General features: G+C 29.5%; 13 protein-coding genes and 2 tRNA genes. 13 read left to right on the top strand and 2 right to left on the bottom strand.

Translation table 4 applies throughout. The annotated features are described in order from the left end of the window. Positions 1-96: 96 nt before the first annotated feature. The 13 genes from MAGA_RS03385 (at position 97) to MAGA_RS03325 (ending at position 22,271) form a co-directional block, all read left to right on the top strand. Positions 97-2,457, top strand: a complete 2,361-nt coding sequence (locus tag MAGA_RS03385) for an MAG6090-like repeat-containing lipoprotein (RefSeq protein ID WP_013022228.1) — start codon at positions 97-99, stop codon at positions 2,455-2,457. A gap of 194 nt (positions 2,458-2,651) precedes the next feature. After that, a complete protein-coding gene (locus MAGA_RS03380) occupies positions 2,652-4,568 on the top strand; it encodes an MAG6090-like repeat-containing lipoprotein (protein ID WP_013022227.1) in 1,917 nt (638 codons plus the stop codon). Positions 4,569-4,894: 326 nt separating this feature from the next. Then, positions 4,895-8,293 (top strand): MAG6090-like repeat-containing lipoprotein, encoded by a 3,399-nt coding sequence (locus MAGA_RS03375; protein ID WP_013022226.1) that lies wholly within the window; start codon positions 4,895-4,897, stop codon positions 8,291-8,293. 202 nt (positions 8,294-8,495) lie between these two features. Beyond that, entirely contained in the window at positions 8,496-8,906 is a 411-nt protein-coding gene (locus MAGA_RS03370; RefSeq protein ID WP_013022225.1) for a variable surface lipoprotein, read from the top strand. Positions 8,907-9,020: 114 nt separating this feature from the next. Then, positions 9,021-9,578: a hypothetical protein gene (locus tag MAGA_RS03365; RefSeq protein WP_013022224.1), complete on the top strand. Its 558-nt coding sequence runs from the start codon at positions 9,021-9,023 to the stop codon at positions 9,576-9,578. A gap of 139 nt (positions 9,579-9,717) precedes the next feature. Further along, positions 9,718-11,379: a lipoprotein, MAG6090 family gene (locus MAGA_RS03360; protein WP_013022223.1), complete on the top strand. Its 1,662-nt coding sequence runs from the start codon at positions 9,718-9,720 to the stop codon at positions 11,377-11,379. A 141-nt stretch (positions 11,380-11,520) separates the two neighbouring features. Further along, the gene (locus MAGA_RS04565) at positions 11,521-13,605 is read left to right on the top strand and encodes a lipoprotein, MAG6090 family (RefSeq protein ID WP_013022222.1); all 2,085 of its coding nucleotides are present in this window, start codon (positions 11,521-11,523) and stop codon (positions 13,603-13,605) included. Between the two features lie 523 nt (positions 13,606-14,128). Further along, positions 14,129-14,503 (top strand): hypothetical protein, encoded by a 375-nt coding sequence (locus tag MAGA_RS03350; protein ID WP_042509406.1) that lies wholly within the window; start codon positions 14,129-14,131, stop codon positions 14,501-14,503. Positions 14,504-14,770: 267 nt separating this feature from the next. Continuing rightward, positions 14,771-15,127 (top strand): transposase, encoded by a 357-nt coding sequence (locus MAGA_RS03345; RefSeq protein ID WP_013022219.1) that lies wholly within the window; start codon positions 14,771-14,773, stop codon positions 15,125-15,127. Between the two features lie 31 nt (positions 15,128-15,158). After that, positions 15,159-15,473, top strand: coding sequence for a hypothetical protein (locus MAGA_RS03340; RefSeq protein ID WP_042509405.1), 315 nt, complete (start codon positions 15,159-15,161; stop codon positions 15,471-15,473). Positions 15,474-15,861: 388 nt separating this feature from the next. Then, positions 15,862-18,420: an MAG6090-like repeat-containing lipoprotein gene (locus MAGA_RS03335; RefSeq protein WP_013022217.1), complete on the top strand. Its 2,559-nt coding sequence runs from the start codon at positions 15,862-15,864 to the stop codon at positions 18,418-18,420. A gap of 222 nt (positions 18,421-18,642) precedes the next feature. Next, a complete protein-coding gene (locus MAGA_RS03330; RefSeq protein ID WP_013022216.1) occupies positions 18,643-20,427 on the top strand; it encodes an ABC transporter ATP-binding protein in 1,785 nt (594 codons plus the stop codon). Positions 20,428-20,438: 11 nt separating this feature from the next. Then, positions 20,439-22,271: an ABC transporter ATP-binding protein gene (locus MAGA_RS03325; RefSeq protein ID WP_013022215.1), complete on the top strand. Its 1,833-nt coding sequence runs from the start codon at positions 20,439-20,441 to the stop codon at positions 22,269-22,271. Between the two features lie 91 nt (positions 22,272-22,362). Here the strand turns inward: MAGA_RS03325 and MAGA_RS03320 are convergent. Next, positions 22,363-22,438: transfer RNA gene (locus MAGA_RS03320), tRNA-Lys, on the bottom strand. Positions 22,439-22,467: 29 nt separating this feature from the next. Next, positions 22,468-22,554 (bottom strand) — tRNA-Leu (locus MAGA_RS03315). Positions 22,555-22,652: the final 98 nt, after the last annotated feature.

Here is a 22,652-nt window from a genome sequence, read left to right as displayed (position 1 = left end):
CATAGGTAAGCACTCTTAAAATCCCTTGGGGGGGGGGTAAGTATTAAAATAAAGATATATACATTATTTAATATATCTCTAGAAGAGGGTTTGCTCATGAGGAAAAGATTACTACTAAAGGGCGATCTCTTAACATTAGTTGCGCCTTTAATTTCGTCAGCATGTTTTGTGCCAAATTATGAAAAAGACATAGATAAAAATATTGATGATAAAAATGAAGTAAATAGACAGTGAGAAAAAATATTTATTGATAGCCCAACAGGCTCAGATATTAAAAAATTAGAAATAGATGACTGAGCTAAAATTCAAATTGAAAGCTCCAAGGCATTTTTATCCTCAGCAAAAATGACTGAGGATATTTTCAGTGATGAATTTAAAAATTTAGCCAATAATGCTATAAATAGATACAAAAAGCACGGTGATAAACATGCATATGAATCTGCAAAAATGACCAAAAGCCTTTTTAGTGACTCATTAGGTAGGTCGGTTGAGAGTATCAAAACAAAAGCTTATAGAGACTCTATTTCTGGCCTAGATATAGATATTCACCCAAGCAATGAACAATTAAAAGACGAAGAAAAGCGCTTGGATGAATTAGTTAAAAGGATTCTAGACAATGTTAGAAGGGATAATGAAAAAATTCTTAATTTCATAAGTAAATGGAACTCTAAATTTAGTAATAGTATCACTGGCGCCGATATTAAAAAATCACAATTAATAGATCCATGATGAATTGCATATAAAAAATACATAGAGCTATTAGAAAATCAAATAGATAAAGCAACTGACAAGACTAATAAAATAAGAGAAGAAATAACCAAATTAATAGAATCAATAAACAAGATTAAATTAGATCGTAAAGCAGATATATATGCCAATGATTCATCAAACTATACAACTAGATTATTTGATGAATCAAATGCTGATAAAATCAAAGATGCTGAAGAAATATATGCTAAAGAATTAGCTGATAAGTATTACTCTTATGTTGACAATAAAGTTAGTTCAGCTGAAAGCACTAAAAAAATATTTGACGATTCGCTAATAGATTTAACTAAAGAAGCAATAGAAAGATATAAAAACCACGGTGATAAACATGCATCTGAATCGGCAAAAATGGTTGCAGAATTATTTAGCGACTCATTCAAAAGAGCAATAGAAAACATCAAGACCAAGATCTATAGAGATTCAATTTCTGGTGAAGATATTAATATTCATTGAACTAATGATGATATTGAGAGGGCTGTAAACAAGGCTTTAAAGGAAAACTTGGATCTCAATTTATCTAAATTAAACGAGTTCAAAGCAGCTAATGATATTGCTAAAATTTTTGATGATGCATACACTGATTTAACTAAAGAAGCAATAGAAAGATACAAAAATCACGGTGATAAGCATGCATTTGAATCAGCAAGAATGATAGCTGAATTATTTAGCGATTCACTTAAAAGATCAATAGAAAGTATAAAGACCAAGATCTACAGAGACTCTGCTTCTGGTTTAGACATTGACATTCACTGAACTAATGAAGATTTAGACAGATGAACCAGCAAAGTTCTAAGAGACAATTGAGACTTAAATAAAGGCATATTGGACAAAATTAAGTCTGCAGATATTACAGGCAAACTATTTGACAATAGTTATGATAGAGCAATAGACGAAGTTAAAGCAAAAGTTTACAGAGACTCAATTTCAGGCTTAGACATAGAGCTCCATCCAACTAAAGAGCAATTAAAAGCTGAACTTAAGAAGCTAAATGATGAAGTAAGCAAATATTTAGAAGAAAACTTAAGAATTAATAAAGCTAAATTTGCTGAAACATCCTCAGCAATAAGCACAGGAAAACTATTTGATGATGAATATACCGACTTAGTCAAATCGGCTAAGAATCGAACTAAAGAGTCAATTTTCTTTGACTTAAGAAACAGAGACTGATGATTTAAAGATCCAAATTTAGACTTATTACGCTTACCTATCTTGAAAAAGCACTATTTCCATAATTCGTTATTTAAAATTAACCCTGATTTTACTAATGATAGAAAAAAGATCAAAGATCTTGCTACTAAGCTTGATATCGAAATAATAGATCGCCAAAAAGGAGTGATGGAGATTATTGATGGAAAATTATATTGAACACAAGAAGGAGCTCACAACTCAGTTATTTATAAAGAGATTGAAGGAATAGTTCTAAATTCAAATTTAAGCGAAGAAGAAAAAAATAATATTTCTTCAATTGAACATAATGGCAAAAAGCCAACAATTGGTGGATATGCCTTTGACAAACATATTGGTGTACTTGTAGAAAAAATTAATAATCCCGAAAACAAAATCCAGTATAGAATAACATACAAGCTATTTCTCAAGAATGGTGAGTCTTATAAAGATGATAATAAACAAGACACACGAAGTCAAATCATTGATTTGAGCTCCTCTGCTGGCACTTTAACAAATAACTAATATGAGCATTTGTGTTTATATTTATTCACATGTTTTCACTAAAAATTATTATAGAGCTAAAAGTTAAAAAGGAATATGGAAAAGTTTCCATATTTTTTATACTTTTTACACTTCATTAAGTCAAGCCCTAAAAAAGTTGGGGTTGGGGTAATATAATTTTTATAGATTATTAATTATTATTGAGTGTAGAATTTATGAAAAAAACACTGCTCGCAAAAAATGTACTGTTGCTTTTTTCAATGCCACTGATTTCATCTGCTTGTTATGTACCAAATATTTTGGAAAATAGTGCAAATAAGCCTGTTTGAAAGGATTTTTCAAACAAAAATCTTAATGATGTATTGCCCCAGTGAAATAAAGTGTTTATCGATAGTCCAACCGGGCATGATATTAGCAAAATTGAGCTAGATAAGTGAGAAAAAAGTCGCTTAAAAAATTCTAAGGGATTTTTAGCATCAGCCAAAATGACAGGTGAATTATTTAGTGATGAATTTTTAGATTATGAAATAAGCGTTATCAAAAATGAAATTGATTCAAGAATTCATAATCAAGAGCACAGTATATCTAGTGCTGAAAATACAGCTAGAATGTTTGATGATACTTATACTGATTTAGCTAAAAAAGCAGTAGAAAGATATAAAAAACATACTGATAAGCACTTATCTGAATCTGCAAAACATTTTGCAGAATTATTTAGTGATAAACACAAAGCCTGAGTGGATAAAGTTAAAAGCAATATTAAGGCAAAAATATATAGAGATTCAACTTCTGGCTTAGATATTAAGCTTTATCCTACTGATAAGCAAATGGAGGATGAAAATAAACGTTTAGAAAAAGAAGTTAATAAAATCTTAAGAAAGAATTGAGACTTAAACAAAGCACAACTAGATTCAATTAGTGTAGCTAAAGAAGTTGAATTATTATTTAGTAATTCTAAAGATGAATTAATTAAGCAAGCAGAAGAAACTTATGCTAAAGAGTTAGCAGACAAGGATATAAAACATATTGATAACACTGTTTCATCATCAGAAACTACAAAGGAATTATTTAATAGTTGACTCAAAGATTACATAAATAAATTATTAGAAAAGGAAATCAGAGATAAGGTTGATTCTAATATCAAATATGATGAGCACCGAATATCTAGTGCCAATGAAACAGAAGCATTATTTGACGAAGAGGTCTCTAAATTAGCTAAAGAAGCATTAGCTAGATGAGCTAAAGCTGAAGAAGAAAGAGAAGCTAAAAGAGTAGATAAAATAATTGAGTTAATTGATAACAAAGTTTCAGCTTCTAATAGCACTAAAGACTTATTTAGCAATGATTATCTTAAGGAAATTGAAAAAGCTAAAAGAGATAAGGAAATGGGCTCAAAAATCTATAATGATTCACCTTCAGGATTAGATATTAATATTCACTGAACAAATGATGATTTGGAAAGAGTAGTTAATAAAATCCTAAAAGATAATAAAGAGTTAAATAAAACTAGATGAAGTGAATTTAAAACTGTTAATGATATTGCAAAAATATTTGATGATACATACACAGATTTAATCAAATTAGCTATTGAAAGAGAAAAACAAAGAAAAGAAAAAGAGTTTCTAGAATACAAAATAGTTTCTAGCAAGGAATTTGAATGGATTTTCACTGAGCCAGAGTGGAATAATTACTTGCTCCCAGTATTAGAAACATATTCAAACAACAATAATCTCTTTGCGATAGATAAACTTAGCTCTTTTGAAAAAGCAAGACTTAAAAAATTGTTTGATTCATCACTAAAATATACTGAAGGAATTATTCCAGTTATAAATGGTGAGTTATTTTTTGCTAATAAATACAGAACTGATTGGTATATTAAACCAAAAGCTTCATTAGTTAGATTCGCTAAGCTAAAAATAAATAAAAATTTATCTCCATTTTATAAACTTATAAACACAAGAAATGAAGACAATACTTTGGCCTCGTTAGGATATCTTAATCAAGATAATAAACTAGGAATAAAGGTTACAAAAACAGACAACATTTATAAATTAGAGTGAAAACTAGCGCTTAGAAATGGTGAATTAGATTCTAAAACTTATACTTTTGAAATTGATTTTAGAAAGCTTTAATTTACTAAAGCAGCATAACTTTAAGAGAATTACTTTTGCCTTTATTTTGCTGTTTGATATTCTGGCTATAAAGATACTGCAAGCACTACAAAGTCATTGTAGTGTTTTTGTTTTGTTAACTAAATATTGCTTATGCATTTAATGTAAAACAAGACATTTTCTTCCATTTGATAGTTCAATTTATAGAACAAGAAAAAAACAGAAAAAGTACAATAATTTTCCACATTTTATGGAAAATTAAGGCAAAATGCAGGTAAGCAAAAGCTTTGGGGGGGTATTATAAAATATTTATATTAAATATTAAATATTGATGCTAGGAGCATACAGTGAAGAAGAAGTGAATTTTAAAAGGCGGATTATTAGCCTTATTTTCCCCATTATTATCATCATCTTGTTTTGTAACAAATACAGAGAATCCAGCTGATCCATCTAATGGAACACCACCAAATGGCGGCGGCGGTAGCACTAACCCTGGAAATGGTTCTATCCCAGGTGGCGGCGGCACTCCTGATAATGGAAGCAGATCTGGTGGCGGCAATGAAGGCGGATCTGGGGGCAATAACAAAAAACCTGGCGGCAACAACCAAGCAAGGCTTGTTGTATGAAGTGACATCTTCAGAGACAGTATTTCTGGAGAAGATATTTTATTGCACCCTACTAAAGAGCAAATAGAAAAAGAAGAAAAGCGCCTAGATGAAGAAGTTAAGAGAATATTAGATAAAGTTAAAAAAGAAAATGAAGAGAAAAACAAAGCCATTATTGAAAAATTTGAAAAAGAAGAAAAACGTTTAGAAGAAGAAGTTAAGAAAATACTAGAAGAAAATAAGATAAACAACGAAAAAATATTCAAAGAATTTGTTGAAAACAAATGGAAAGATATTTTTGACAATAGTCCATCTGGTGCAGATGCGGGGTGTAAAGGTTTATATGACTATAATGGATTTAATGATAAAGTCTTACTAAAATATAAAGATTGACTTCTAAATCGAATAAAAGGCTATGATGACATAATTAATGCAAGGGACAACTACAGTGCATTATTAAGAAAACAATATGAAGATTTAGCTGATAAACTAGCTAAAGAATTAGAAGCCAAAAGACAAGATATTAAGAAAAAACTTTCTGAAAATAGATTAAAACTTAACTATTTAGAAAATGAAAAATTAGTAAAAGCTAGAAAAGAACTTGCTGAAACCAAAGAATCTAAGAAAGATATTTTAGATCTTCTAGAAGGTGCTAAAGAAGAAAAAGAATACTATGCAAATGTTGACAAGGTTGCTAGTGTGGAAATGCCAAAAGTCAAAAGCATTGGAGAGAAGATTGATAAGTTGGAAGGCAAAATTAAGGAATTACAGTCAAAAATCGATTCTATTTCATCACAAATAAAACAAAAGATCGAACTTCATAACTTAATTTCTAACGTAAGCGAACGCGTAAATGAACTTAAGCAGCAAAATAAATATTTAGAAGAACGAATCAAGGACAAGAAACAAGATGACTCTTTTGCCAACAGCTTTGTTTTTAATGTTGAAAACAAGTTTAATCACGACTTGTTAAAGGAATGAAATTTAAAAATTGAACAAAATAATGAAGAAACTAAAGAACTAGAAGAAGAAATTCAAAGATTCTTGAAGGATTATGAAAATGCATTAAGTGCAATCGATAAATTAGTTAAAGATCATGAATCAAGTAATAAAGAAAAAGACGAACTTGACAAACAATTAGTAAAATTGATTGTGGAAGTTACAAGTTTAACAAAAGGCACTAAGGATTGAAAATCATACTTAGAACAAAAAGAAAAAGAAGTTGCAAAAGCCAAAGAAAATGTGGCTTTATATGAAAACGAATCTAAGAGACTAGCTGACTTAATGAAAACTGGTGATTCTGAAGAATCTAAAGGCGAAAAAGAAGTTAAAGAATCTGAAGCAGACTTAGTTCAACTAAGAAAAGAGCAGGAAAGCCTTCTAAAAGAACAAAAAGCCTTAGAAGAAAAAGAAAAAGTCATTTCAGTTTTAATAAGTCAATCAGATAAAAACGAAGAACGGTTTGACAGAATTACATTTAAATATGATGTTGAAAAAGAAAAGTTAATTGCAGAATTAGAAAAGATTGAAAAAATATTAGAGCAACGTAAACAACGTAGGTATAAAGAAATTTTTGAATATGGTTCAGCAAGAGAAACAGCTGATTTATTTAGTGATGAGTGACTTAGAGAAATTGAAAAAGCTAAAAGAAATAGAGAAATGATATCAAGAATCTATAGAGACTCAAAATCTGGTTTAGATATCAATCTTCTATCTAAAGATGAATTAGAAAAATGGGTTGAATACTTTTTAGACAAGAACTATAAAGAAACCAAGGCGAGATTTTTAGAAGCATTAGCAGCTAAAGATACAGCTGCATTATTTGATGATAAATTTTCTTCAGAAGTAGCTGATGCAAAAGCTAGAGCTAAAATCATAGCTACTAGAAAATGAGAAGATTTATTTAATAAGAAACCATTGTGAGATGAAATCACTCCAACAAGTCTATTTGGAGAATATAAAGAAAGAATTGACAAATATTACAAGACAGAATTAGCCTTATTTACTAAATTAGAAAAAGAAAATGATGAAAAAATTGAAAAATACAAGAAAGAGCGTGCTGACTATATAGAAGGTCTAAAGAAAGATTTAGAAACAGATAAGTCTAACCTTAAAAAGAAAAAACAAGGTGTTGACAAATATATTGAAGAATTGAATAATTTGTTAGCTTCTTCGAATATTAACAGTGAATTGTCATTAGCTAAAGAGACAATAACAGAGTTAAATGACTTGTTAGATGGTGCTAAAGATGAACTAAAATTCTATGTTGATAAAAACAGTGATTTTGATGAAATTACACTCGAATTAGAAAGCGCGAGAGAAAATGCTTTATTTGCTGGAAAAAACATTAGTGAGCTTGAGAAAACATTGCCAAAACTTGAGTCAGAAAAACAAGAGTTAAATAAAACATATGATAAAAAGATTAGTGACACCAATGTATCTTTAGAAGAAGCAAAAACCAAAGAAAGTAAATTAAATAAGCCAACAAAACCATTGGTTGATGAAATTGAAAGAGATGAAAAAATAAATGCATTTATTATTTATGGGGCATCTGACGAGTCTAATTTTAAGAAACTTGAAGAAGCACATAAAGAGAAGTACAGAAACTATAAACAATTACTAGAACTTGAAGCTGAAATAGAAAAATTAAATAAATCATTAAGCGATGATCAACAAGCAAAACAAAAGGCTATAAGCAAAGTCGAAGCTGATATCGAATCTAAGAAAAACGAGTTAAATGGTTATATGGAAGCCAAAAAGTTTTTTGTTGATGAAGAATCAAGAATTACAAAACTCTTATTAGAGAAAAATGATGAAATTGGCAAAATAAGAGAATATATTAATCTATACAACGGGGACATTAACAAGATAGAGACTTTCATAAAAGAAGTAACTAAAAAGGAAATGGATCTATCAAAAGAGTCTGACAAGATAAACAAAGAAATATCTAAGACGAAAAAAGAATCGCAAAGATTAGAAGTGATAATTCGAGATACTGAGACAAGAGACAAGAAGATTAATGATCTAGAGAAAAAATATGAACAAGAAATTGAAAAGTTAGAAAAAGAAGCTCATAATAAAGAAAAAGACATTGCCTCTAGACTAGTGAAACTTGAAAAAGAATTAAAAGAATTTAAATAATATTAATTTTTCAAATCGACTATTTGGCCTATAAAACAGCTTAAAAGTTTAAAACCTTCTCATTTACAGCGAGAAGGTTTTAATATTTTTTGCACTTGTTTGTATATCGAGTTTCATAATATGTTTTAAAGAATTAAAAAACTATTCAAGTAAGTTTATAATAATTCTATAGTAAGAACTAATATTAAATTTGAGGTTTATAATGAAAAAGAAGTTTTTGATAGCAGGTGGTATTGTTTCATTAGTTTTACCTTTAGTTTCGGCTAGATGCAATGATACAAAAACTGATAATAATTCAAATTCAAATCCAACTGTGACACCGCCTAGCACTTCACCTGCTCCTAATCCTAATAATAATTCAGCAAGGTCTGAATCATCAAGTAAAACTTGAGATTCAATATATGATAACAGCCCTACTGGTGCTGATATTACATCAAATGTTAGTTATAAAGTAATGTTTGAAAAATACAAACAAACTTTATTAACAAGCATAAGTTCAATAGATAAAAAAATAGTTGAAATTGACAAAAAATCTAGCTTGCTTGAGAAGCAGCATCAAGATGATATTGTTAAGCGCAAAAGCGACTTTGAAGCTAATAAAACAGCGCTATAAGCTGAAATTAATAAGAATAATAATGATATAGAATCATTAGAAGAAACCGTTTTAGCAAAAGCAAAAGGCGAGCTTAAAGAAACAACTGAAAGCATAAAAGATTTAGAAGACATTTTGCTTGGAGCACAAGAAGAAAAAGATTTTTATTCTAAGCTAACTGATAGTGACAAAGACTTTCTAACTAAAAAAGTAGAAGAAATTAAGAAGAGAATTGAAGACACTATTAAACTTGATGATACAAGAGCTGATGCAAACCTTAATGAATTAAAAGGCAAGTTAGAAGCACTGAAGAAAGAAATTCCTGATCCAAGCAATAAATTACTAGAATATGTTAAAAAATACCACACAATAATTTATGATCAAAGTATTAAAACAATTAATGCATTAATTGTTGAAGGTAAGAAAAGAGAGCAAAAATCTGAAGCTGACGTCAAAGATTTTGAAAACAAGCTTTCTGAACTAAAACAAAAATCTAAAGTGCTTCAAAGTAAATTAGAGAATCTGAAGCAAACTTCAAAAACAATTTCAGAACTAGAGAAAAAATATGAGCAAGAAGTGCATGAGTTAGAAAAAGAAGCTTATAAATTAGAAGAAGATAAAAACAACAGACAAAGAAAAATAGAAGAATTAGACAAATCAATAAAAGAAATTGAAAAATTGAGCAAAAAGTAATTAAAAAAGTATGGAAAAATTCCATATTTTTTTAATCAAAATTCAAAATAAGCAGATTTTCTGCTTAGTTTGGGGGGGGGGGGGATTTTATATAATGAGTCCAAATTTAATATTCAAAAATTAATACGAGGACTAATTAATGAAGAAAAAATTATTTTTAAGCTCGGGCATTTTAGCCTTAGCTTCTCCTTTTATTTCCGCTACTTGCATAGTAAGAAATAAATCAGAAAATGACATTCCTGCTGCTTCGCCAGCACCTAATCCGGTAACACCTCCATCAACTGAACCTGTTACACCTCCTAATACAACACCTGCTGATCAACCAGCGTCTAATCCAGGAACAAACCCAAACTCGGAACCTACTCTGCCTAACACAACACCAGTTACTCCTGCACCAGCTAAAAAGGATATAAAAGCTGAATGAAATAATATTTTCAGAGACAGTCCAACTGGCGCTGACATTTTTTGACACCCATCAAAAGAACAATTTGAAAAAGAACGTGTCAAAAAACATGAATATGCATCAGCAGAATCAACACTTAGATTATTTGATGATACATATACTAATGATAAAAAGGATGCTTGAGATAGAATCTGAAGTTGAGAACCATTCTATAACAACATAAGTAGTAAGGAAGATTTTACTAAAGAATATAAAGAATCATTAAGCAAGCAAAAGAATAAACTATTAGCAGATCAAAAGAAAGTTTGAGATGAAGTTGATAGATTAATTGATGATAATGATAGATATTTAAATCTTCTTAGAAGCGACCTAGAAGCCTATAAAACAGACTTAGAAAAACAAAAGGCTGAAAATGATGAAGATATAGCAAAGCTTACTAAAAAAGCTGAATATGTTAAAAGTGAGTTAGCTTTAGCAAATGAAGCGTTACAAGATTTAAGAGAGCTACTTGAAGTAGCTAAAGAAGAGCTTTCAAAATACATCGACAAGGTAAACTACTACAATAGTGAAGTTGAGCATGGCACAATGATTAGAGAAGAAACTGATTCTATTAAAAAAGAAGAAAAGAAAATAACTGATGCATTGAGTGAGTTAAACAACAATATCCAATCAGTAAATAATGAATATGAAAATAATGTAGCTGAAATAAATAAATTTATTCATGATAAAAGGGATGAAGCAGCAAAATCAGATAATCTAGTTAAAAAATTAATGAGTGAATTATCTTACTCACAAAAGAGTGAAATAGGTTTATTGGATTATGTTGCAGGTATAACTGCTGAAGAATTAGAATTACAAATTGAAAACAGAGACGAAGCAAAAGAATTAATTAGCGAAATAGCGCGTCTTAAAATAGAAGATAAAGCAACCAAAAATAATTTAATTAGCAAAATTACAACATTAGTTAAGGAAAACGAACAAAAATCAAGTGAGTATAAGAAACTTCTTACTAAACTAGAAACAGAAGATAAAAGAATTACTAAATTTATAGGTGAAGAGCACGCAAACAAGCAATCAAATGAAGAATTGTTAAGACTATACAGTGACAATATTTTAATGTTAGAATCTTTATTATGAGATGTAATTGCTAAAGAAAGTAAGCTAACTGAAGAAAATAATAAATTAGATAAAGAATTAGCAGAACTAAAAGAAAAAGATAAAGAGCTTCAAGATAAATTATCTAAAGCAGAAGAAAAGTCAGAGCTTATTGATGAGTTAGAAGATTTATACGCAGATGATCAAGAAGTATTGGAAAAACGTGTTTATAATAAAGAGAAACAAATAGAGTCAAAAATCAAAAAACTTGATGATGAGATAGCAAAATACACCAAGAAATAGTCAAAAATATGGGAATTTCCATATTTTTTTTGACAAAAAAGCACAAAATAAGCAGATTTTCTGCTTAGTTAGGGGGGGGGGTATTTTTTATATATAATTTTTCCAATTTAATATTCAAAAGTTAACATGAGGACTAAATTAATGAAGAAAAAATTACTATTGAGCTCAGGCATTTTAGCCTTAGCTTCTCCTTTTATATCGGCTACTTGTGTAGTGAAAAATAAATCAGAAAACGACAATCCTGCTGCTTCACCAGCGCCTAATCCAGTTACACCTCCAACAACTGAACCTGTTACACCTCCTAATACACCTCCTAATACACCTCCAACAACTGAACCTGTTACACCTCCTGATACACCTCCTTCAGTTCAACCTGCGCCTAATCCAATAACACCTCCAGCAACTAATCCAGTTACACCACCAAACACTCAACCTTCAAATCCACCAGCTAATGACAAATTAGAAAAAGAACATGACAAAAAACATGAAGAAGCATCTGCTAAATTAACTGCAGATTTATTTAGTGATGCCAATGGAAGATCAGTTGAAAGTATAAAAAGCAGAATATATAGAGATTCAATTTCTGGTCTAGATATTGACTGAAATCCAAGAAGAGATAAAGAGATAGAAATTGCAAGTAAAATAGATAATTTAATTGCTATAGAAGATCACAATGAATCATCATCTGAATCGACACTTAGATTATTTGATGATACATATACTGATGCTAAAAATAAGGCATATACTGATGCAAAAAATAAAGCATTGCTTGAAAAAGCAAAAAGAGATGTTGCTGAATCTAATGATAGTGTTGAAAGAAATTCAAGAGCAATTGAAACTGGAAACTGAACAGGTATATCAAAAGACGAAGAAGAAAAACTAAGAAAGCAATTAACTGACATTTCTGAAAGCATTCTGAATAATGATCCAGATGAATGAGAAAGAAAAGAAGAAGCTAGAATTACTTGAGAAAATGCATTTACTAAAGAACCATTTTGGAATGATATAAACAATAGAGATTGAGTTAAGGAATACAAAGAATCATTAGGCAGAAAGAATGAACCTCTAACTGAAAAACTTAAAACACTAGAAGACAAAAACAATAAGGAAATTAGCACTAAATCTATTGAAAATGAAAAGTACATAGCACTTCTAAAAAGCGACTTAAATGACCATAAAACAGCCTTAGAAAAACAAAAACAAGAAGTTGAAAAACAATTAGCATCAACTAGTTCACAGTTAGATAATCCTGGTGTCAAAGAAAAACTAGAGCAAATAAATAGTGCTATTGAAGATTTAAATGAATTACTTAGAGATAGTGAAAACGAATTAGATTCTTACGAAGCTGACATCAACTATTATGATTGATTAGTTGGTTATGGAAAATCACTAAGAGCGCAAAAAACTGCTACAGAAACTGAATTGAGCAAGTTAAAAGAGTTATTGAAAAAACTAAAACAACAATTAGAATCTAAAATTAAACCAATTAATGATAGATTTGACAAAAACTCTAAGGAAGTGGAAAACTTATTAAAAACTGAAAAGGATACTAAGGCTTCAGAATTTAATAAGCTAAAAGAAATCTATAAAGAAATTGATGACTATGACAAGTATTGAATGTATACATTTTCGAGCCCAAAAGAATCAATAACTGATAAGTTTGAGGAAATTACTAGAATTAGTGACCATATAAGAGTTCTTAAGGCATCAATTAATGACTTAGTAAAATTAAGATCTGTAATCAAAATAAATAAGAGTAATAGTATTGATGAAGTTAAAAAATTATTTAGCAAACCTTTAGCAGATAAAGAAGCAGCTATTGAAAAACTTGAAAAAGATTTTAAAACAATTGAAGCAGAAGATGAAAGAATTAATGTCAACATAAGCAAAATTAACTCTCAAAATGAAGCTAATAAAAAAGAAAGGGATTTAGCTAAAAATGATATTGAAAATATCGACAGAGCTTTATCAGAACTTTTATATACATCTAATATTATGTCAAGTGAATTAAATAAACTATGCGAAGACAAAAAAGCTTTAGAGTCTAAGAGTAAAGAAATTTCTGAAAAGTTAGCGAAATTAGAAGAAAAAGAAGAGTTAATTAAGCACTTAGAAGAAATTTATAATGATCAAATAGAAGAGTTAGAAGAAAAAGCTTATGACAGTGAAAAATATCTAAATGATCAAATCAAGAAAACTGAACAAGAAATTAGTAAACTAAAATAACAATTAGCAAAAATAGACCAAAAAAACAGATTAAATTTTTATACTGCTTTGGTCTATTTTTTATATTTTCTTAAAGTGCCTAAAAGTTACAAAAACATCAAAAACAGTGGAAATTTTCTATGTTTTTTGCTATTTTTGCTCTGAATAAGGCAAAATTGCAACACAAAAATACAAAGCTGAATTAGCTGAAAAGAAATAATATTTAGACAAACTTTTATTTGAAATAGTAGTTTCCCTAACGCTATAGTTTTTGCATTAAAATGTCATAAAATTATAAGTTTTCTTCAAAAATTAACTAATTTAACACAGAAAACACCAATTTCTACAGATATTGTCCGTGAAAATTAGTGTTTTTTGATCATTTTTATTAGTTTTTTAGCAAAAATGATCTTAAAATGTTTACATATATATGTAAAGGCTTTATTTAAAATAGAGGTAATTATGAGTTTAATTCCTGATCATATTAAAAAAAGTTAAAAGATCAGAAAAAACAAAAATTCGCTTGTATGGTGACAAATATAGAGTGGTTCCATACATTAGTTATTGAGATAAGCAAAAGAAGAGACCAGCTAAAAAGTCTCTTCCTTATATTGGTTCAATAGTTGAAATAAATGGAGAATTTGTTTATGTTGAAGATCCTAAGAGAGCAAGAGAAGATACAACACCAATAAAAACTTATGGCAACTGTAAATTCCTTGATAACCTAGCCAAAGATATTAGGGATGATCTTGTAAGATTTTTTGGACAAGATACAGGACTTAAAAAATATGCTTATTCATTAGTAGGAATTCTATTTAAAATAGATATGAATGATTTCAAGATAATTATTATCATAGTTTTATTTCTGAAGATTATCCTAATATCACTGTTTCTAAGAATAGTATTGCAAACTTTATAAAAGAACTAGGAACTTATGATTCTCTTAATAAGGAATTTCTAATCAAAAGAATTAAAAATCATGAGATTTTAATCTTCGATGAAACCGCATTTATTAATGATGGAAATAATGAATTTTCTGAATATGGAAGAAATTATAAAAAGACAAAAAGAAAGCAAATTAACAAAATAAAGGTGTTTGATCTTCATAATCTAGAACCTGTTTATTCTGAAGTTATTCCAGGAAATGTAATTGATAAACAGGTATTTATCTCGGTTTTAGGAAAATTTGACATCAAAAAACATAGTAATTATCATTGATAAAGGGTTTAACTCACAAGAAAACATCAATTATCTTTTTGAAAATAATATTAAGTTTATTATGCCTCTAAATGACAATTCAAAAGTGCTTAAAAATTTAATTTCTAATAGCTCTTTTGATACTACTTTTAAGTTTGAAGACAAGTTTATTAAAGCATTTAAGATTGAAGAAACAGACCATTTTTTATATTGTTATAAAGACCCATTTATTGCAGCAGTTCAAAAGAATAATTACCTAGCAAATATACACAGAAAAAAGAAGGATACACGCTGGAAAAAACGAAGAAAGAAGCAAGTACTCGGGAATTATTACAATGAGGTCTAATTGTAATTTCGATATAGGAAAACCTTATTTTATGCACAAACAAAGATGACTAATTGAAACAAATATAAGACTTCAAAAAGCTTCACTTGATGAGAATGCAATTAGAAAACATGATTTAAAAACAATACTAGGACATGATTTAATAGTTCAAATTCAAATGATTGTTTATTCCAGAATATTGAAAGTAATTAATGAGCATGGGGTCTTTAAAGGTGCGTCAATAGAAAGATTTTTGGATGAATTGTGGAAAACTTATAAGACATATCGTAATGGAAAGTGAACAACAAGTGTATCTACAAAAAAGAAAGAACAGCTTCTAAAAGACTTAAAAATTAGTATTTCATAATTAAAACATATGCGTTATTCTTGGGAAATTACTAATAGAAATAAGCATTTATTTGTGTTGTTGTATGTTATCACTTTGTTGATAGTATGCATTCTAACCAATCAATAAAGTACTTTTTAATAAAAAAGCTCAGGATAGTTAAGAAAAAAAGTATTGGTAATTCAAATAAAGTAAAGCATAAACCAAAGATTTTGCCCTTATTGATAAATAAATAATTAACAATTACTTTCAAATGTTCCATAAAAAAAGAAAAAATTCTGGTAATTTTTCCATATTTTGATGAATTTTACACAAAAAATAACCCAAATTAAAAGCTTTGGGGGGGGGATATATTATAATAGTTTTTATTTTTATTATTTAGTTTTTTCATAAATATGAAGGTTGTGGTATGAAAAAAGGACTATTACTAAAAGGCGGGCTCTTAGCTTTTGCATCGCCTTTAATTTCGTCAGCATGTTTCGTGGCAAATATTGACAAAGGGCAAAAAGAAAGTCATGATGAAATGTTTAGCAGGGGAGAACCAGCTAGACCAGGCCGTCAATGTGGCAAAGTGCTTTCTGATAATCCAACATGTTCTGTCATAAATAAAATAGAGATTGATAACTCAGCTCATAAACAAGTTGATAGCTCTAAGGCATTTTTAACTTCTGCAAAATTAACAGGCGAATTATTCAGCGATGAGTATGCTAATATGGCTAAAAAAGCTGTAGATAGATATAAAAAGCATGGCGACAAGCATGCATATGAATCTGCAAAAATGAGTGCAGAATTATTTAGCGATGAGTATGCTAATATGGCTAAAAAAGCTGTAGATAGATATAAAAAGCATGGCGACAAGCATGCATATGAATCTGCAAAAATGAGTGCAGAGTTATTTAGTGATTCATTTGGCAAGGCAATTGAAGAAGTTAAAGCAAGAGTTTACAGAGACTCAATTTCTGGATTAGATATTGACTTACATCCAACCAAGGCACAATTAGAAGCTGAAGAAAAACACTTATCGGAATTAGTTAAGAAAATACTAGAAGATAATAAAGAAAATAATAAAAAAAGCTTTGAATTTAGAGAAAAATGAAACTCTAAATTTGTAAACGACATTAGCGGGCTAGATATAAAAGATTCTCAATTGCTTGATCCTTGATGGATAGCATATAAAAATAAATTAGATGCACTATCAAGAAATATTGATAAAGAAGTTAACAATGTTAATGATATAAGAAAAGAAATAACCAAGTTAATTGAACAAATTCAAAAAATTAAGTCTGAAATTGAAATCAAAAAAATAGAAAATGCTTCATCAGTATTAACCGAAAAGCTATTTGATGAATCGGATGCCGACAAGATTAAGGATGCTGAAAGAAGATATGCTAAAGAATTAGCAGATAAACTTAAAGTTTACAAGAATCATAGGAATAAATCTGCAAATACCACAGCAGAGTTATTTAGTAATAAATGACTTAGTGAAATTGAAAAAGCTAAAAGAGATAAAGAAATTGCATCAAAAATTTATAATGATTCAGCTTCTGGTTTAGACATTAACATTCACTGAACTAAAGAAGACTTAAACAGATGAGCTAACAAAGTTTTAAAAGACAATTGAGACTTAAATAAAGGCACATTAGACAAAATTAAAGCTGCAGATATTACAGGCAAAATTTTTGATGACACATATACAGATGCAATCAAAAAGGCGTCAGAAAGAAAAGCAAGAGCTGAAGAAGCCAGAGAAGCAGCTGAAGCTGAAGCTGAAATTAAATTAATTGATCATAAAGTTTCAGCTTCAGATATTACAGGCGAATTATTTAGCAATGAACATCAAAAATGGGTTGAAAAAGTCAAAAATAATATTAAGACTAGAATTTACAGAGACTCAAAATCAGGCTTAGACATAGATATTCATTGGACAAAAGAAGATTTAGACAGAGCAGTTAATAATATACTAAAAGCCAACTTAAAGCTTAATTTAGATAAATTAAATGAATTAAAAGCTGCAAATTTAATAGCTAAGATTTTTGATGATACATATACTGATGCAATCAAAGAAATTGAAAGAAAAGAAAAAGCTGAAGAAGCTAAAGAAGCTGCTAAAGTAGATAAAGAAATAGAAAGAATCAACCATAAAGTTTCTGCTTCAGATATTACTGGTGAATTATTCAGCGTTGATCATCAAAAATGGGTTAATAAAATTAAAAATAACATTAAAGCAAGGATATACAGAGACTCAAAATCAGGCTTAGATATTAACATCCATCCAACAAGAGAAGAACTTGATGAAATGGTCAAGAGAATTTTATCTAAGAATCTCAAAGATAATAAGATTGCTTGACTTTCAGCTCTATCAGCTAGAGATACTGGGAAAATATTTGATGATACTTACACAGATGCAATAAAACGTGCTAAGGAACATGAACAATGACTTAAGCAATTTAAAGAACCAGTTGTCTTTGATTCAAGAAGCTGAGACTGGTTTGTAAAGGATCCAGAGTTGGACAAATATTGATTGCCAAAAGTAAGAACATATCTAAAACGTAAAGTGTTATTACAGGTAAACAAAGATATCGATAAAAAGGCAGCAAATGAAATTATCAAAGGGCTTAACGATATAATAGATAATAATTCTGGTATTTTGGAAATTAAGGACGGTAATGTTTGATCAGTGGATAAAAAATGATATTCTTCATTAATAGGTGGTATTCATTACATTATTCCAGGTTTCACACTTAATCATTCTATAAGTAATGTCTTAAGAAGATATATCACAACCGGAGGAGATAAAGACAATAACCATCCTACTATCGGAGGATTTGGTGTTGGGCAAAACGGATTATTTGTATCGAGACTTGGTGCTGGAGTATTTTCAATACAGGCTCGTTTAGCACTAAAAGATGGAACATACTCTAATACTATTTACAATCAAATTATAGATTTATCCAAATATCTAAAATAACTTTTTGATTTTTCATACAAAAGTAAGAAATACCTGCATTTGAATATCGGGTATTTTTTTGATTAAATCATTTCAACCGCGATTGAATTTCCGTCACTAGTAGTTTTTAAACACTAAGGTGCAAAATAACGAATATTTTTGGATAATTATAAGGTGTTAAATTTGCTTATTGTTATAATTTAGAATAATAATTAGGCTAAGAGTTATAAAGGGGGTATAAACATGCTGAAAATGGTGAAAATACTGCCTTCTAAAATTAAGTGAGTTTTTGTTATTGGCTCGTTTTTAACACTTATTTATGTTTTGCTTAATGTTATGCTACCGCTTTTGATTAAAAAGTATATTGACTTAATTCTTACAGAAGACAGACAAGCTCCTTATCGTATGGACTTTTTAAATGGCAGAATCGATTTTGGTTTTGTTAGCTATAATGAAGCTTTTAAATGGCTTACTATTGTTGTATTGTTGCAAACAATATCAACTGCTTCCTTAGCTTTTCTTTCTACTTTAGTAATTGTTTTAGCTGCCGAAAGAAGTAGTTACTTTTACCGTAATACGCTTTATAAAAAAATACAAAGTTATTCGCTCAAAAACATTGCTGATTTAAAGGCTGAATCAATTATTACTAGAATTTCAAATGATATAGCTATCTTTTGAGAGTTTTTAGTTAACGGTACTTCAGTTATGATTAAGGGCATATTCTTAATTATTGGCGGCCTAACTGTTGCTTCTTTAGTTGACTGAAAAATGTCATTAAGCATTATAGCTATCATTCCAATTGTTATAGTAATGGGAACAATCATAAGCTTAAAAACTGGCCCATTATTAAAGCAAACTCAAAAAGCTGTTGATGCTGTAACAAAAGTAGTTGATGAAAATATTTCAGGGATAAGAGTTATAAAAACCTTTAATTTAGAAACAAAAAGACTTGATCTTTTAAAAGACATCAATAATGCTTGATATGATAGCCAATATAAATCAGCCATGATTTTTTCAACAGCATACCCTGTTTTCCAAATGCTTATTAACTGATTAATGATAGGTATATATTCAGTTGCTGGTTATTATGCTACTATTAGTCAAATTAATAAAGATATTTTGACCAACATTAACTTATTTATAGACCTATTGTGACAAGTTGCCGCAGGTATATTATTAATGCTTTTATTCCTTAGCTCTTTATTTAGAGCAAGAGTGGCTGCAACTAGAATTATTGAAGCCTATGATTATGAAACTGACAACTTGCGTGTTGAAAAAGGCGAAATAATTGATAAATATGATGTGGAAATCAAAAACTTATCATTCAAATACTATGATGCTTCACCAAACTTTGCAATAGCTAATGTTGATATTAGCTTGCCATATAGAAAAAGCCTTGGCATAATTGGCCCAATGGGCAGCGGTAAGAGCACTATTGTTAACCTTTTGGTGAATAATTACAAATACAAAGAAGGCTCTATTAAAATTGGTAATAAAGAAGTTAGCCTAGTTAATTCAAAAAATTTGCACGAAACTGTGGGAATTGTGCACCAAGAAGCCTTACTTTATACTGGAACTATTAGAAGCAATATGCTTTGAGCTAAAGATGATGCTAGTGATGAAGAAATAATGCAAGCACTTAAAGATGCTTGTGCTGATGATTTTGTAAGTAAATTTGAAGACGGGCTAGATCATCCAGTTTACCAAGGAGGTAAAAACCTTTCTGGTGGGCAAAAGCAAAGACTTTCGATTGCTAGAGCCCTATTACGTAAGCCAAAAATTTTGATTCTAGATGATTCAACTAGTGCTTTAGATAACATAACTGCTTCAAAAGTGATTGACAACATTAAAGAAAAATATGAATGTAGCACAATTATTATTAGCCAAAAAATTAGCAACATTAAAAACGCTGATGAAATAATTGTAATGTCAACTAACGGCTTTATTATCAGCAGAGGCACACACAATCATTTAGCACACTCATGTGAGTTTTATAAACAAATATATGAAACTCAATTAGAACAGTAAGGGAGGCAATTATGATTAAAGTTAAGAAATCTAAAAAAGAAAAAGTCACAACTGTCTCTACTATTGGCCTTTTAAAAGCATCATTAAAATTCATGTCTGCTAATGAAAAAAAGTCTTTAATTTATGGACTTGTGCTTTCGTTTTTTGAGGCGCTTTTATATACATTTGGTACAGCCATGACCGGATTTATAATTGGCTGATTTTTTACTAAAGATGTAATTGCTAACAAGGCTCCTTTTAATACGCCAATGTTTATTGTCTCAATGGCAGGCTTGGCTTTAGCCTTTGGTCTTTATTTAGTAACTAGAATGATTCAAAACAAATTGCTCTTATCTGCAAGTTTTAGAACCACTGCAAAAATGAGAGAAGTAGCATCTAAGAATTTGCTTTATATGCCTATTTCATACCACGATAAGAACAAAGTGGGTGATCAAATTTCTACTCTTACTAATGATATAAATAATATAGCATTAACAATGACGCAGTTATTTAATGAAACATCGGGAAAGATTTTTAAAGTATTATTTGCTGTGATCTTTATGCTTTGTTACTCAATTACTTTATCAGCAATAGTATTGCCTGTGACATTTGCTTTTTGTGCCTTAAGCTGATTATTATTAGCTAAAGCTAGAATACCTTATATCAAGATGACTGATTATTTTGGTGATATGAATGCATATGTTGAAGAAATGTTAAAAAACACAAAAGTAACTCAATCTTTTGACAAAGAAAATGAATCATTTAACAATTTTGAAATAATAGCTAGAAATGTTAAAAAACAGTCATTTATCGGTGACGTGTATTCAAAATTCTTTGACCCATGATTTGTTGTTTTTTCAAACTTTTTGGTTTTAATAATTTTGGCAATTTCACTTCTTTTCAAAATAAACAACATTAATTTTGTTGGCGTTGTTGGCCAAGATGTTACTGCTTTAATTATTGGTTATATTAATTTGATGTTTACATTCACAAGCACTGTGCAAATATTTTTTAACATAGTGTTCTCAACTCAAATTGGGGTAGCTTCAACTAACAGAATTTTTAAATTAGTTGGCTTAGAATTACCTGCTGATATTGAAAATCCAATGTATTTAAAAGCTTCAACAATGCGTGGGCATGTTGAATTTGATAACGTTTCATTTAGATACAACAAAAATTCAAACAAATATCAGCTTAAAAATGCTTCATTTTATGCTAAACCTGGTCAAGTTATCGCAATTGTTGGCCCAACAGGCGCCGGCAAGACAACAATTATTAACTTGCTAAGTAAGTTTTATGACTATGAAGCTGGCTCAATTAAAATTGACGGCTTAGAGCTTAAACAAATCCCAAAAGACAACTTATTAGAATTAATGACAGTTGTTTTACAAGATTCATTTATGTTCAACGATACAATTATGAATAATTTAAAGGTTGCTAATCCAAATGCAACTGACCAAGAAGTAATTGAAGCAGCTAATATAACTAGCGCTCATCACTTTATCCAAAGTTACAAAAATGGCTATCAAACAGTCATTGAAAACAATGGAGCCAACTTATCTCAAGGCGAAAGACAACTCCTTTCTATAACAAGAGCAATTTTAGGCGATAAAAAAATTCTAGTCTTAGACGAAGCCACTTCAAATGTTGATTCAAATACAGAAAAAATTGTGCAAGATGCATTGCAAAATTCAATAATGAAAAACAAAACGTCATTTGTTATTGCACACAGATTAAGCACTATCAGGGACGCTGATTTAATACTAGTTGTTAATGACGGACAAATTATTGAAAAAGGTAATCATAAAGAGCTAATGGCTGCACAAGGGTTTTACTACAACCTTCATCAGTCTCAATTTAATTAATAAGCTTCGGCTTATTTTTTTATTTTAATTTAGCAGTTAAAGAAATAAAAAAACAAGCTTTAAAGCCTGTTTTATAGTCACTTTCGTGAAATGGTACGCCCGAGAGGACTCGAACCTCTGACCCAATGGTTAAAAGCCATTTGCTCTACCGCCTGAGCTACGGGCGCATTTATGCCCTCTAATGAAAGCGGACATCTGGTACCCAGAACTGGACTTGAACCAGCACGAACTAACGTTCGAGGGATTTTAAGTCCCTTGCGTCTACCTATTCCGCCACCTGGGCATCTTTTAAAATGCATTAATATTATATAGTATAAACAAAAATATAGAAACAATTTTTTAGGTTAATTTCTAAATTTTTGCTTACTTAATTTATATCAA

Origin of the sequence: Mycoplasmopsis agalactiae (assembly GCF_000089865.1) — a bacterium.
Classification (GTDB): Bacteria; Bacillota_I; Bacilli_A; order Mycoplasmatales; family Metamycoplasmataceae; genus Mycoplasmopsis; species Mycoplasmopsis agalactiae_B.
This window is presented reverse-complemented; position numbering and strand designations above follow the sequence as displayed.